Source organism: Nocardioides faecalis, assembly GCF_018388425.1.
GTDB lineage: Bacteria > Actinomycetota > Actinomycetes > Propionibacteriales > Nocardioidaceae > Nocardioides > Nocardioides faecalis.
In genome coordinates this window covers 796,907-810,744 of the sequence record NZ_CP074406.1, presented here as the reverse complement: position 1 = coordinate 810,744, position 13,838 = coordinate 796,907, and the positions used below count along the sequence as shown (strand labels likewise).

Here is a 13,838-nt window from a genome sequence, read left to right as displayed (position 1 = left end):
GGGCCCCACCCCCTCCAGCCGCAGGAGTCCCCGTGACCACACTTGCCCCGAACGCCGCCACCGACGTCGTCCCGCTCTCGCGCGCCATGCGCGAGGGCTCCATGTCGGAGCACCAGGCCGCGGAGGGCTCGACGTACATGTCCGAGCTGCTCGACGGCAAGCTCGTCGCCGCCGGCTACGCGGACCTCCTGCTCCGGCTGCGCCGGGTGTACGGCGCCCTCGAGGAGACCCTGCGCGCCCACGCAGGCGACCCGATCGTCGCCGCCGTGCACGACCCGGCGCTGGACCGGGTCGCGGCGATCGACGCCGACCTCGCGCACTGGGCGCCCGGCGTGGACCCGGAGAGCATCGACTCCCCCGCCGTCACCGCCTACGTGGAGCGGATCAAGGCGGCCGGCGCCTGGGGCGGCCTGCTGCTCGCCCACCACTACACCCGCTACCTCGGCGACCTGTCGGGCGGCCAGGCCATCGGCCGCGTCCTGCAGCGCACCTTCGGCCTCGCCGACGGCGAGGGCGTGGCGTTCTACACCTTCGAGGCCATCGAGAAGCCGAAGGTCTACAAGGACACCTACCGGGCCAACCTCGACAGCATCGAGCTGACCCCCGAGGAGACCGCCCGCGTCGTCGCCGAGGTCAAGGACGTCTTCGCCCTCAACCAGGGCGTCTTCGACGAGCTCGGCCGCAACATCGAGGCCTACCGGGTCGCGTAGCCGACCTGCTCCGGGCCGGTCGCGCCGGCCGGCCCGGAGCCCTCGGCCACCTCGGCCACCTCGGCCACCTCGGCCGGCTCCCCCGGCTCGACCGGAGCCGGCACGTCGAGGTGGCGGCGCAGGAACAGCACGGCGTGCGCGACCGCCCGCTCGTGACACGGCTTGCCCGCGAACAGGTCGAAGTGGCCGCCCGGGTAGTGCCGGACCTCGGCCCGCCCCGCGCCCGCCGCCTTCATCGCCGCGTGCGGTGGGGCGCTGCGGTCGAAGTCGGCCACCTGCACCAGCCACGGCACCCGCAGCGAGTGCGCCGCCTTCGCCGGCGCCCGGGTGCCCAGCTCCATCACCACGTCGGCGGCCACCTCGTTGCGCCACGTCGGTCCGGCGATCGCCAGGTAGTCCTCCAGTGCGCCGGGCTGGGTCAGCGCGCCCACCTCACCGGGGCGCGCCACCACCGGGATCATCGCCGGCCCCCGGCCCGCGCGACGTCGTACGGCGCTGAGCACGCCGCGGCCGGTGGAGGCGAGCAGCTGCGCCGGCGTGTGCTCGCGCGCGGCCAGGGCCGCCGCGGCCAGGCCGTCGACCAGCGGCACGGCGGAGATCACCGCCGCGACGTCGTCACGCTCGGCCGCGACGGAGACGACGTGGCCGCCACCGAGCGAGATGCCCCACAGCACCACCTGCTCGGGGTCCACGCCGTCGCGGCGCTTGGCGGCCTCGATCACGGCGTGCAGGTCGGCGATCTGCCCGGCCAGGGAGACGCTCTGGCGCGGACTGCCCTCGCTGGCGCCGAAGCCGCGGTAGTCGAAGGTGACCGCGTGCAGCCCTGCCGCGGCGAACGCCTCGGCGAAGGGCATCATCCCGGCGTCCTGCGTGCCCGCGAGACCGTGGGCGAGCACGACGACCGGGCGCAGCACGCGCCGGCCGCCGGGACCCTCGCTCGCACCGGTCGCACCGGCCGGGGCGACGTGCGTGGCCGCGCAGCGCACTCCTGCGGACGTGAAGTGGAAGGTCTCGGACGTCGTGCTCGCTGCGTTCATGCGGTGCTCCCGTCGGTGGCGTAGATGCTCTGCATCCAGATGTGGGTCATGGCGTCGATGTGCGCCTCGCGCGGCGGGCCCGCCCCGAGGGCGTGCCGCTCGAGGGCGTGGTCGTTGAGGTCGAGCAGCACGGCCGCGAGCGCGGACGCCGCGGGGCCGGGCACGGCGCGGGCCCCGGCCCGCTCGCGGTCGATCATGTCCGCGACCATCGCGGCGAACTCGGCTCGGCCGGCGTCCCACAGCTCGTGCACGCCGGGGCTGCTCGCCCGCGCCTGCAGCAGGGCGCGGTAGGCGTGCGGCGTGCGGTCCACGGCGTCGAACAACGTGGTGATGACGCTGCGGATCCGGGTGCGCGGGTCACCCTCGGCCTTGACCAGCAGGTCGGTGGCGTCCGAGGCGTCGTCGTACAGCTCGGCCATCAGGGCGAGCACCGCGGCGGCCTTGGACTCGAAGTAGAAGTAGAACGCCGAGCGGGTCACCCCGGCGCGCCGCGAGATCTCCGCGACGTTGACCTGCTCCAGGGTCTGCGTGCGCAGCAGCTCGTCGAGGGCGTGCAGCAGGGCGGCGCGGCGCAGGTCGCCGCGGTTGACGCTGCGCCGGTCGACCAGCCGCGCCCAGGCGCGCTCCTCGCTCACGACAGGGCCGGCTGTGCACGCCCGGCCCGCTCGGCCCGGGTCGCTCCCGCGGGGATCTCCTTGACCCGCAGGTCGTGCTCGTAGAGGAAGTAGTCGAGCTGCTGGGTGTGGCGAGGGCGCTGCACCATGTGCGCGGTGTAGCGGTGCTGGTCGGCGTCGATGACGCGCTCCATCTCCGCCACGTCCGGCGGCAGGTAGCGCCCGGCCAGCCAGGCCGCGACCAACCGGGTCTGGCACTCCACGAACGGGAAGAGCGTGGGCGTGGCCTGCGCGAACCCGACGAACGCCAGGTCGTCGATCCCAGGCTTGAAGATCCGCTTGAAGAGGCGGATCTCGTTGTCCGGCGCGCTGATGAGCTCGGGGTCGAAGAACGGGAAGGTGATGTTGTAGCCGGTGGCGTGGATGACCACGTCGAACTCCTCGACCGTGCCGTCGGCGAAGTGCACGCGGGGCCCGTCGAACCGCTCGATGTCGCCCTTGGCCCGCAGGTCGCCGGAGCCCAGGCGCAGCGGCAGCTCGACGGACTGGGTCGGGTGGGCCTCGAAGAACTTGTGGTTGGGCGTCGGCAGGCCGTAGTCCTCCGGGCGCCCGGCCGTCATCGGCTGCATCACCTGCACGAACTTCCGCTGCCAGGCCACCGGCAGGTACGGCGAGGTCCGGTAGTACTTGTCGGCCGGCTTGCCCGCGAAGTACTTCGGCACGATCCAGGCGCTCGAGCGGGTGGAGATGACCACCTCGTTCCCCAGCGTCTTGCTGGACAGCTCCACCGCGATGTCGGCGGCACTGTTGCCGAGCCCGATGATCAGGATCCGCTTGTCCGAGAGGTCGTACGGCGTGCGCGGGTCGACGTAGGCGTGGGAGTGCATCGTGGTGCCGGTGAACTCGCCCGGCTTGTCGGCGAAGCGGGGGTCCCAGTGGTGCCCGTTGGCCACGAGGAGCACGTCGAAGCGGCGGGTGCCGGTGCGCTCGGTGTCCAGCTCCCAGCCGCCGCCGTCGGCGACGGGCACCCGGCGCGCGTGCAGCACCCGGTTGCGGAACTCGATGCGGCGGCGGATGTCGAAGGTGTCGGCGTAGTCGTCGAGGTAGGCCTTGACCTGGGTGTGGTGCGGGAAGTCCGGGAACTCCTCGGGCATCGGGTAGTCCTTGAAGGACAGCTGGTGCTTCGAGGTGTCGATGTGCAGCGAGCGGTAGGCGCTGCTGTGCCCGTTGGGGTTCTCGAAGGCCCAGTTGCCGCCGACCCGGTCGGAGGCCTCGAAGGTCACGAAGTCCAGGCCGTAGTCGTCGAGCATCTTGCTCATCGTCAGGCCGCTGATCCCGGCACCGATCACCGCGACGGTCGTGGACGTGCCGGGCTTGATCATGACTGCTCCTCGTGGGCCCCACCCGGGACCTTGACAACGACATGTGACCGCCATCACGTTAGGTCCGTACCTGACACCTGTCAACGGACGCCGACGAGCGTCAGACTGGAGCCGACCCCCATGACCGGTCCCATCACAGTGATCATCGGCGGCGCGTCCGGGATCGGGGCGGCCACCGCCTCGGTCCTGCGCGCGGCCGGCCACGAGGTCGTCGTCGCCGACCTGCCCGGCGCCGCGGTCTCCCCGGGCGCAGGGGTCGACGTCGGCGTCGACGTGACGGACGAGGCCTCGGTCGAGGCGCTGTTCACCGAGGTCGCCGGACGCCCGGGCGGCTTCACCGGGGTGGTGAACTGCGCAGGCGTCAGCACCCTGGCCCGCGTCGTCGACCACGACGCCGCCGAGTGGCGGCGCGTCGTGGACGTGTGCCTGACCGGTGCCTTCCTGGTGCTCAAGCACGCCGGGCGGAACGTCGCCGACGGCGGCAGCCTGGTCTCACTCTCCTCGCTCAACGCCCGCCAGCCCGGCACCGGGCTCGCCGCCTACTGCGCCGCGAAGGCCGGCCTGGTCGCCCTCACCGAGGTCACCGCGCTGGAGCTCGGCGGCCGCGGGATCCGGGTCAACGCCGTCGCGCCCGGCCTGGTCGTCACCCCGCTGACGGCGCCGGCGATGGACATCCCCGGGGTGCGCGAGGAGTACGTCGCCAACACCGCGCTCGGCCGGTCCGGGGAGGCGGTCGAGATCGCCGCCGCGATCAGGTTCCTGCTCTCCGACGACGCCGCCTGGATCACCGGCGAGACCCTCGACATCAACGGCGGCGCCCACCTGCACCGCTACCCCGACCTCGTCGGCCTGGTGGAGAAGGCGTTCGCATGAGCGCCCGGCCCCGGAGCGCGATCGTCACCGGCGGTGCCTCCGGGATCGGCGCCGCGCTGGTCCGAGCACTGGTCGCCGACGGCGCCCACGTGCTGTGCGCCGACCTCGACCTCGCCGCCGCCGAGCGGCTCGTCGCCGGCCTGAGCGGCCCCGGCACGGCCCGCGCCGCCCGGGTCGACGTCACCTCCGCGGAGGAGGTACGACGCGCGGTGGCCGACGTCGTGGCCGAGCACGGCCGCCTCGACCTGATGTTCAACAACGCCGGGATCAGCCTGCTCGGCGACACCGAGGACCTCACCTTGGAGCAGTGGGACGCGATCATCGACGTCAACATCCGCGGCGTCGTGCACGGCGTGCACGCCGCCTACCCGCAGATGATCGCCCAGGGCGGCGGGCACATCGTCAACACCGCCTCGATGGGCGGGCTGATGGCGGCCGGCCTGCTGACGTCGTACGTGATGACCAAGCACGCCGTCGTCGGGCTGTCACTGGCCCTGCGCACCGAGGCCGCCTCCCGGGGCGTCGGGGTCACCGCGGTCTGCCCGGCGGCGGTCGACACCCCGATCCTGGACAAGGGCGAGCTCGGGCCGGTACGGGGACGCGACTACTTCCTCAAGGGCCAGGGCATCAAGCGCCCCGTCGACCCCGACGTGCTGGCCGCGAAGGTGCTGCGCGCGGTCGCCGCGAACGAGCCGCTGGTCGTCGAGCCGGTCCAGGCCCGGATCGCGTGGCGGCTGGGTCGGCTCGCCCCCGGGTTCGTGCTGCGCTCGGGCACGAGGTTCGTCGAGAAGCAGCGCGCTGCGGCGGGCGGTCGGGCCGCGCCCCGATCGGGTTGACCTGGAGCGCACTCCACCCTGTTGTCTGGTGCACATGACCCTTCCCACCCGCACCCTCGGCACCCTGGCACCGCTCACCGTCTCCACGCTCGGCCTCGGCTGCATGGGCATGTCGGAGTTCTACGGCAGCCCCGACGAGGCGGGCGGCATCGCCACGATCCACCGCGCCCTCGACCTGGGCGTCACCTTCCTCGACACCGCCGACATGTACGGCCCCTTCACCAACGAGCAGCTGGTCGGCAAGGCGATCGCCCGACGGCGCGACGAGGTCCAGCTCGCCACCAAGTTCGGCAACGAGCGGCTGCCCGACGGCACCGGACTCGGCGTCAACGGGCACCCCGACTACGTCCGCCGCGCCGCCGAGGCCTCGCTGCAACGGCTCGGTGTCGACCACATCGACCTCTACTACCAGCACCGGGTGGACCGCACCGTGCCGATCGAGGAGACCGTCGGTGCGATGCAGGAGCTGGTGGACGCCGGCAAGGTCCGCTTCCTCGGGCTGTCCGAGGCGTCGGCGGAGACCATTCGCCGGGCCCACGCGGTCCACCCGATCACCGCGGTGCAGACCGAGTACTCCCTGTTCACCCGCGACCTCGAGGACACGGTGCTGCCCACCCTGCGCGACCTCGGCATCGGGCTGGTGCCCTACTCGCCCCTGGGCCGCGGCCTCCTCACCGGCGCGATCACCACGACGCCTGAGGAGGGTGACAGCCGCGCCACCGGCTACTTCCCCCGCTTCCAGGGCGAGAACCTGGCGAGCAACCTCGCGCTGGTCGAGCAGGTGCGTGCCCTGGCCTCGGACCGCGGCTGCACGCCCGGCCAGCTCGCCCTCGCCTGGGTGCTCGCCCAGGGCCCCGATGTCGCGCCGATCCCCGGCACCAAGCGGGTGCGCTACCTCGAGGAGAACGTGGGCGCCGCCGACGTCGCGCTCAGCGCCGAGGACCTCGCCTCGCTGGAGGCCGCGGTGCCCCGCGGCGCGGTCGCCGGCCAGCGGTACGGCGACATGAGCACCATCGAGGAGTGAGCCGCCCCGCCCCCACCCCGCCACCGTCCGAAGGCGGCCGAGCGCGGCCGAGAGCGGGCGCTAACGTGTTCCGGTGAGCACGCCGGAGACCGACGCCCTGATCGCCCGCGCCCTGGCCTGGCGCGCCGAGGACCCTGACGAGCAGACCGCGGTCGAGCTGTCCGGGATCATCTCCGCGGTCCAGGCCGACGACGCCGCCGCGCTGGTCGACCTCGCCGACCGCTTCGACGGCACGCTGCAGTTCGGCACCGCCGGGCTGCGCGGTGCGCTCGGCGCGGGGCCGAACCGGATGAACCGGGTCGTCGTGATCCGCGCCGCGGCCGGCCTGGCGTCGTACCTGCGGGACAACGGGGCGGAGGCCGGCGCCTCCGTCGTGATCGGGTACGACGCCCGGCACAACTCCGACGTGTTCGCCCACGACACCGCCGAGGTGATGGCGGGTGCCGGGCTGCGCCCGCTGCTGCTGCCGCGCCCGCTGCCCACTCCCCTGCTGGCCTTCGCGATCCGCCAGCTGGGCTGCGTGGCCGGCGTGATGGTCACCGCCAGCCACAACCCGCCGCAGGACAACGGCTACAAGGTCTACCTCGGCGACGGCAGCCAGATCGTGCCGCCGGCCGACACCGAGATCGCCGCCCGGATCGCCGCGGTCGGTCCGCTCGCGACCGTGCCGCGGGCGCCGCTGGGCAGCACCGGTGGCCGGGTGCTCGACGAGGACATCGTCGACACCTACCTCGACACCGTCGCCGGCATCGCCGAGGACGGGCCCCGCGACCTGGACATCGTCTACACGCCGCTGCACGGCGTCGGCAGCAGCTCGCTGCAGCAGGTGCTGGAGACGGCCGGGTTCTCCGCGCCCCGGCTGGTGGCCGAGCAGGACCAGCCGGACCCCGACTTCCCCACCGTCGCCTTCCCCAACCCCGAGGAGCCCGGCGCCATCGACCGGGCGGTGGCGCTCGCCGAGGCCGCGGGGGCCGACATCGTGATCGCCAACGACCCCGACGCCGACCGGTGCGCGGCGGCGGTGCCGGACCCGGCCGTCGGCGGGTGGCGGATGCTGCGCGGCGACGAGGTGGGGGCACTGCTGGCCAACCACCTGCTGCGCACGGGCCGCACCGGTGTCTACGCCACCTCGATCGTCTCCTCCTCGCTGCTGGGCCGCCTCGCGGCCGCCCACGGCCAGCCGTACGCCGAGACGCTGACCGGCTTCAAGTGGATCGGCCGCCTGCCGGACCTGGCGTTCGGCTACGAGGAGGCGTTGGGCTACTGCGTGGACCCCGAGCACGTCGCCGACAAGGACGGCATCTCCGCGGCCCTGGTGCTGTGCGAGGTCGCTGCGGCCGCGAAGGCCGCGGGCCGCACGCTGCTCGACGAGCTCGACGACATCGCCGTCGCGCACGGGCTGCACGCCACCGACCAGCTCTCGGTGCGGGTCAGCGACCTCGGCGAGATCGCCGCGGCGATGGCTCGGTTGCGGGCGACGCCGCCGACGTCGTTGGGTGGGGCCGACGTCGTCGCCGCGGACGACCTGGCCACCGGCTCGGCCGGCCTTCCGCCGACCGACGCCCTGCGCTACCGCACTGCGGACGGCGGGCGGGTCATCGTGCGGCCAAGCGGCACCGAGCCGAAGCTGAAGTGCTACCTGGAGGTCGTGGCGCCGGTGCGTGAGGGCGACGTGGCCGCCGCCCGCGCCGAGGCCGCCACCAGCCTGGTGGCGCTGCGCACCGACATCGCGGCCGCGGCGGGGATCTGAGCCCCCTCGCCTGAGGCCCCGCGCCTGAGCCCCCTCGCCTAAGCCTCAGCCCACCAGGGCGAGCACCACGGTCGCGGCCACCGAGACCGCGAGCAGCACGAGCACCGGCCAAGACCAGACGCGGCGCACGCGGGACGCGGTGGGCGTGCCGTCAACGTCCGCGCCGGCGGCCAGGGTCTGCTGCTCCTGCGCCGCGCGCACGCGGCGCTGCAGCAGGTCCTCGACGAGCTGGCCGGCGGACACCTTCTCCGCGCGCGGACGGCCGTCGGTCGTGCCCGCGACGTGCTTGCCGTCGCGTCGGATCGCCGTCCGGCTGCGCCCGAACCCGCTGCCGACGTACCGACCGTCCTCGGTGTGCACGATGGTCACCTGGGCGACCCGGACCTCGACCACCTCGGCGTAGGGGATCCAGCGGCTGTGGAAGACGTTGCGCAGCTCCATCTCGTCCTCGCCCAGCACCAGCGCAGGGCGGATCATCACCGCCCAGATCACCACCGCCACGGCCAGGCCGCACGGATACGCCCAGGCCGGGAAGTCGCCGCGGTCGTCCACGGTGCCGACGACCAGGACGACGGCCACGACCACCAGCCCGAGGACACCGACGGTGACCCCACCCGCCCGGAACCGCTGCGGCTTGCGGGCCTCCTCGCCACCTTCGCTCTGCACGTCGGCAACCTTAGACTGGCCCGATGCCGACCTCCGCCTCCGCAGATCCCCGACCGGGACTCGCGGCGTACTCCGACGTGAGCGCCAGCGACACCACGCTGCGCCGCTTCCTGCACGGTCTCCCCGGTGTCGACCAGGTCGGGGCGGAGGCCCGCGCCGCCGCACTGGGCACCCGCTCGATCAAGACCACCGCCAAGGCCTGGGCACTCGACCTGGCCATCCGGATGGTCGACCTCACCACCCTCGAGGGCCAGGACACCCCCGGCAAGGTGCGGGCCCTGGCCGCCAAGGCGCTGCGCCCTGACCCGGCCGACCCGACCTGCCCCTCGGTCGCCGCCGTGTGCGTGTACGGCGACCTGGTCGGCGAGGTGAAGCAGGTCGTCGGCGACGCGGTCAACGTCGCCGCCGTCGCCACCGCGTTCCCCTCGGGCCGGGCGTCGATGGACGTCAAGCTCGCCGACACCCGCGACGCGGTCGCGGCCGGTGCCGACGAGATCGACATGGTCATCGACCGTGGCGCGTTCCTGTCGGGGCGCTACCTGCAGGTCTTCGAGGAGATCGTCGCCACCCGGGAGGCGTGTGCGCGTCCCGACGGCTCACACGCGCACCTGAAGGTGATCTTCGAGACCGGCGAGCTGCAGACCTACGACAACGTGCGGCGCGCCTCGTGGCTGGCGATGCTCGCCGGCGCGGACTTCATCAAGACCTCCACCGGCAAGGTGCAGCCCGCGGCCACCCTGCCGGTCACCATGGTGATGCTGGAGGCCGTGCGCGACTTCCGTGAGGCCACCGGCGTGCAGATCGGCGTGAAGCCGGCGGGCGGCATCCGTACCGCCAAGGACGCGATCAAGTACCTCGTGATGGTCAACGAGGTCGTCGGCGACGACTGGCTGGACCCGGACTGGTTCCGCTTCGGCGCCTCCACGCTGCTCAACGACCTGCTGATGCAGCGCACCAAGCTCACCACCGGCCGCTACAGCGGCCCCGACTACTTCACCCTGGACTGAGGCAGAGATGGGTTTCGAGTACGCACCGGCTCCGGAGTCGCGCAGCATCGTCGACATCAAGCCGTCCTACGGCCTGTTCATCGGCGGCGAGTTCGTCGAGGGCAGCGGGGCGTCGTTCAAGACGATCAACCCGGCCACCGAGGAGACGCTTGCCGAGGTCGCCCAGGCCGACGAGGCCGACGTCGACCGGGCGGTGCGCGCCGCTCGTCAGGCGTTCCGCGGCTGGTCGCGGATGCCCGGCTCCGAGCGCGCCAAGTACCTGTTCCGGATCGCCCGGATCATCCAGGAGCGCGGCCGTGAGCTGGCGGTCCTGGAGACCATCGACAACGGCAAGCCGATCAAGGAGAGCCGCGACGTCGACGTGCCGACGGCCGCCGCGCACTTCTTCTACTACGCCGGCTGGGCCGACAAGCTCGAGCACGCCGGTCTCGGCGCCAACCCCCAGCCGCTCGGTGTGGCCGGTCAGGTCATCCCGTGGAACTTCCCGCTGATGATGCTGGCCTGGAAGATCGCGCCCGCCCTGGCCTGCGGCAACACGGTGGTGCTCAAGCCCGCCGAGACCACGCCGCTGAGCGCCCTGTTGTTCGCCGAGATCTGCCAGCAGGCCGACCTGCCGCCGGGCGTCGTCAACATCGTCACCGGTGCCGGCGCGACCGGGCAGGCGCTGGTCGCGCACCCGGACGTGGACAAGGTCGCGTTCACCGGCTCCACCGCCGTGGGCAAGCAGATCGCCCGCACGGTGGCCGGCACGAACAAGAAGGTCACCCTGGAGCTGGGCGGCAAGGCCGCCAACATCGTCTTCGATGACGCCGCCATCGACCAGGCGGTCGAGGGCATCGTCGGCGGCATCTTCTTCAACCAGGGCCACGTGTGCTGCGCCGGCTCCCGGCTGCTGGTGCAGGAGTCGATCGCCGAGGAGCTGCTCGGCCGGCTCAAGCGCCGGATGGGCACGCTGCGCCTGGGCGACCCACTGGACAAGAACACCGACATCGGTGCGATCAACTCCGCCGAGCAGCTGGCCCGGATCACCGAGCTCGCCGGGGCCGGCGACGACGAGGGCGCCGAGCGCTGGTCGCCGGCGTGCGAGCTGCCGACCTCCGGCTTCTGGTTCCCGCCGACCGTCTTCACCGGCGTCACCCAGGCCCACCGCATCGCCCGCGAGGAGGTGTTCGGCCCGGTGCTGTCCGTGCTGACCTTCCGTACCCCCGCCGAGGCGGTGGAGAAGGCCAACAACACCCCGTTCGGGCTGTCCGCAGGGGTGTGGACCGAGAAGGGCTCGCGGATCCTGCACATGGCCGACAAGCTGCGCGCCGGCGTGGTCTGGGCCAACACGTTCAACAAGTTCGACCCGGCCAGCCCGTTCGGTGGCTACAAGGAGTCCGGCTACGGCCGCGAGGGCGGCCGCCAGGGCCTGGCCTCCTACCTGCAGGGAGAGGACCTCTGATGGCCCGGATCGACGTCCGCAAGACCTACAAGCTCTACATCGGCGGCGCGTTCCCGCGCTCGGAGTCCGGCTACTCCTACGAGGTCGCCGACAGCAAGGGGAAGTTCGTGGCCAACGCAGCCCTCGCCTCCCGCAAGGACGTCCGCGACGCGGTCGGCGCCGCCCGCAAGGCGTTCGGCGGCTGGTCGACCCGCACCGCGTTCAACCGCGGCCAGGTCGTCTACCGGGTCGCCGAGGTGATGGAGGACCGGCGCGCCCAGTTCGAGGACGCGGTGCGCCAGTCCGAGGGCGCCAGCGCCGCCGCCGCCCGCGCGCAGGTGGACGCCGCTGTGGACCGGCTCGTCTGGTACGCCGGCTGGGCGGACAAGCTCGGCCAGGTGATCGGCAACGCCAACCCCGTCGCCGGTCCCTTCCTCAACCACACCGCCCCCGAGCCGACCGGCGTCGTCGGCGTGCTCGCGCCGCAGGCGTCCTCGCTGCTCGGGCTGGTCTCGACGGTGGCGCCGGTCGTGGTCACCGGCAACACGGCGGTGGTCGTGTCGTCGTACGCCCGGCCGCTGGCGGCGGTCACCTTCGCCGAGGTGCTGGCCACCTCCGACGTGCCCGGTGGCGTGATCAACATCCTCACCGGCGACGCCGCGGCGCTGGGCCCGTGGCTGGCCTCGCACATGGACGTCAACGCCATCGACCTGACCGGCGTCGCCGGCCTCGAGGGTGCCGCCGAGCTGGCCACCTCGCTGGAGGTGGCCGCTGCCGACAACCTCAAGCGGGTACGACGCGCCCCGGCCGCCGAGCCGGACTGGTCGGCCGACCCGGGTCTGTCGCCGATGACCGCGTTCGTCGAGCACAAGACCGTCTGGCACCCGATCGGCATCTGAGGCTCCCCCGCGGGTCTGGTTCGTCAGGACCGGCCGTCGTCGACCTCGTCGACGGCGGCCGGTGCTGCGTCCATGGCCGGCAGCTCCTGCAGCGCCATGCAGGTTCGAGGCACGCGGGATCACCCCTGGCCGAGCCTCGAACCCCCGGCGCCGACAGGCGGAGTTGTGTCGGAGGGTCGGAGGAGAATCCAGGTATGGATCTCAGGAGCAGCACCGCAGTCGCGGAGCACGACGGCCGTCCGGTCGCCGAGCTGCTCAACGTGCTCAGCGCCGGCGTTCGACGTCGCGCCGCCCTGATGATCGATGAATGGGCCGCCATCGTCGCGTGGGCGGACCAGAACGTCGTGGATGCACCCGAGCACGCCGCCACCGTCCGCGACTCCTTCGTCGACACCGGGGTCCCCATCGCTGGGACGGGTGCTCCGCTGGTGTCGGAGTTCAACCTGATGGAGCTCATCGCGGTGCTGGGCCGCTCACCCGACGGCGGACGGATCTATGTCGGTCGGATCGTCGAGTGCGCTTGGCGGCTGCCTCTGCTCTACGGCCAGGTGATGGCCGGGAAGGTCGCCACCTGGCGGGCCGAACGCGTCGCCGACCTGACCCACGGATTGAACGCAGAGGCTGCGGCGTTCGTGGACCGCCAAGTCGCATCGAGGGTCGGTCGCGTGGGGTGGGCGGCGCTGGACCGCATCGTCGCGACCGCGATCCTCAGACATGACCCGGAAGCCGCCGAGGCTCGCCGCAAGGACGCCTCCGACCACCGGCACTTCGAGATCGGCGAGGCGAACGAGAACGGCCTCAGCGTCATCGGCGGTCTCCTCGACGCCGCCGGCGCGGCCGACCTCGACGATGCCGTCGGCCGCCGCGCGACGCTCCTCGGTCGGCTGGGCTCCGAGGACTCCTTGGACGTCCGTCGCTCCATCGCCGTCGGCGAGCTCGCCCGGAACGACCTCGAGCTGGACCTGCTCACCACGGATGAGGAGACCGGTGAGGTCACCGTCCGCTCGGCCGGTCGCAAGGCCGAGATCAGCGTGCACATCACCGACACCATGCTCAACGAGGTCGCGGGCGAAGTGAACGCGGTCGGCCGCTGGCACGACGGCCGCCGTCCGGTGCTCAAGGAGCAGATCCGCGAGTGGCTGCGCACCGCCACCTCCATCACCGTGCAACCGGTGATCGACCTCGCCGACTGCGACCCCGTGAACCGGTACGAGATCCCCGCCCGGCACCGCAAGCAGGTCGAGCTGCGCGACACCACCTGCCGGTTCCCCGGCTGCAGCAGGCGCGCCGAACGCTGTGACCTCGACCACCGCATCCCACACGCCGACGGCGGCTCGACCTGTCCCTGCAACGAGTTCCCATGCTGCAGGCGACACCACCGCGCCAAGACCCACTCCGGTTGGCGCTACTTCGTCCTCATGCCAGGCCACCTGCTCTGGCGAAGTCCCCACGGCTGGTTCTTCCACGTCGGCCCCAACGGCACCCAGGCCCTCGACCCACCCGGCCACTGGCCCGACGCCCTGGCCGACCCCAGCCTCGTCCCCGCCGCCTGACCCACGCGGACCCCGCCATGCAGATGCGGGGGTCTCGAGGCGCGCTTCGCTCGCTCCTCAACCA

13 protein-coding genes are annotated in these 13,838 nt (G+C 72.8%); 9 read left to right on the top strand and 4 right to left on the bottom strand.

The window, feature by feature from the left end; all coding sequences use genetic code 11:
* Positions 1-32: 32 nt before the first annotated feature.
* Positions 33-710: a biliverdin-producing heme oxygenase gene (locus tag KG111_RS03755; RefSeq protein WP_249666282.1), complete on the top strand. Its 678-nt coding sequence runs from the start codon at positions 33-35 to the stop codon at positions 708-710.
* On the opposite strand, the gene KG111_RS03750 is transcribed toward KG111_RS03755, so the two are convergent.
* From KG111_RS03750 to KG111_RS03740, 3 genes are read right to left on the bottom strand one after another with little or no spacing between them, the layout of a single operon-like run.
* On the bottom strand, positions 695-1,747 hold the full coding sequence (locus KG111_RS03750) for an alpha/beta hydrolase (RefSeq protein WP_205290691.1): 1,053 nt from the start codon (positions 1,745-1,747) through the stop codon (positions 695-697). The two genes, KG111_RS03755 and KG111_RS03750, sit on opposite strands and share 16 nt — an antisense overlap.
* Complete coding sequence (locus KG111_RS03745) at positions 1,744-2,382, bottom strand: TetR/AcrR family transcriptional regulator (protein WP_205290692.1); 639 nt, start codon at positions 2,380-2,382, stop codon at positions 1,744-1,746. The genes KG111_RS03750 and KG111_RS03745 overlap by 4 nt, the downstream gene beginning before the upstream one ends.
* Positions 2,379-3,743 (bottom strand): flavin-containing monooxygenase, encoded by a 1,365-nt coding sequence (locus KG111_RS03740; RefSeq protein ID WP_205290693.1) that lies wholly within the window; start codon positions 3,741-3,743, stop codon positions 2,379-2,381. Before KG111_RS03740 ends, KG111_RS03745 begins: the two co-directional genes overlap by 4 nt.
* Before the next feature lie 120 nt (positions 3,744-3,863).
* Here KG111_RS03740 and KG111_RS03735 point away from each other — a divergent pair, with 120 nt between their 5' ends.
* The 4 genes from KG111_RS03735 to KG111_RS03720 all read left to right on the top strand — a co-directional run bounded on the left by KG111_RS03735 (position 3,864) and on the right by KG111_RS03720 (position 8,226).
* On the top strand, positions 3,864-4,616 hold the full coding sequence (locus KG111_RS03735) for an SDR family NAD(P)-dependent oxidoreductase (RefSeq protein ID WP_205290694.1): 753 nt from the start codon (positions 3,864-3,866) through the stop codon (positions 4,614-4,616).
* The gene (locus KG111_RS03730; protein ID WP_205290695.1) at positions 4,613-5,452 is read left to right on the top strand and encodes an SDR family oxidoreductase; all 840 of its coding nucleotides are present in this window, start codon (positions 4,613-4,615) and stop codon (positions 5,450-5,452) included. The genes KG111_RS03735 and KG111_RS03730 overlap by 4 nt, the downstream gene beginning before the upstream one ends.
* Before the next feature lie 34 nt (positions 5,453-5,486).
* Positions 5,487-6,476, top strand: a complete 990-nt coding sequence (locus tag KG111_RS03725; protein ID WP_205290696.1) for an aldo/keto reductase — start codon at positions 5,487-5,489, stop codon at positions 6,474-6,476.
* Between the two features lie 73 nt (positions 6,477-6,549).
* Positions 6,550-8,226 carry a phospho-sugar mutase gene (locus KG111_RS03720; protein WP_205290697.1) on the top strand — a complete coding sequence of 559 codons (1,677 nt, stop codon included), beginning with the start codon at positions 6,550-6,552 and terminating at the stop codon, positions 8,224-8,226.
* Between the two features lie 45 nt (positions 8,227-8,271).
* Here the strand turns inward: KG111_RS03720 and KG111_RS03715 are convergent, their stop codons facing one another.
* On the bottom strand, positions 8,272-8,892 hold the full coding sequence (locus KG111_RS03715) for a hypothetical protein (protein ID WP_205290698.1): 621 nt from the start codon (positions 8,890-8,892) through the stop codon (positions 8,272-8,274).
* Positions 8,893-8,915: 23 nt separating this feature from the next.
* On the opposite strand from KG111_RS03715, the gene deoC reads away from it, so the two are divergent.
* The 4 genes from deoC to KG111_RS03695 all read left to right on the top strand — a co-directional run bounded on the left by deoC (position 8,916) and on the right by KG111_RS03695 (position 13,774).
* Positions 8,916-9,899, top strand: coding sequence for a deoxyribose-phosphate aldolase (gene deoC / locus KG111_RS03710; protein ID WP_205290699.1), 984 nt, complete (start codon positions 8,916-8,918; stop codon positions 9,897-9,899).
* Positions 9,900-9,906: 7 nt separating this feature from the next.
* Positions 9,907-11,343, top strand: a complete 1,437-nt coding sequence (locus KG111_RS03705; RefSeq protein WP_205290700.1) for an aldehyde dehydrogenase family protein — start codon at positions 9,907-9,909, stop codon at positions 11,341-11,343.
* Positions 11,343-12,221, top strand: coding sequence for an aldehyde dehydrogenase family protein (locus KG111_RS03700; RefSeq protein WP_205290701.1), 879 nt, complete (start codon positions 11,343-11,345; stop codon positions 12,219-12,221). The genes KG111_RS03705 and KG111_RS03700 overlap by 1 nt, the downstream gene beginning before the upstream one ends.
* Positions 12,222-12,415: 194 nt before the next feature.
* Complete coding sequence (locus KG111_RS03695) at positions 12,416-13,774, top strand: HNH endonuclease signature motif containing protein (RefSeq protein ID WP_205290702.1); 1,359 nt, start codon at positions 12,416-12,418, stop codon at positions 13,772-13,774.
* Positions 13,775-13,838: the final 64 nt, after the last annotated feature.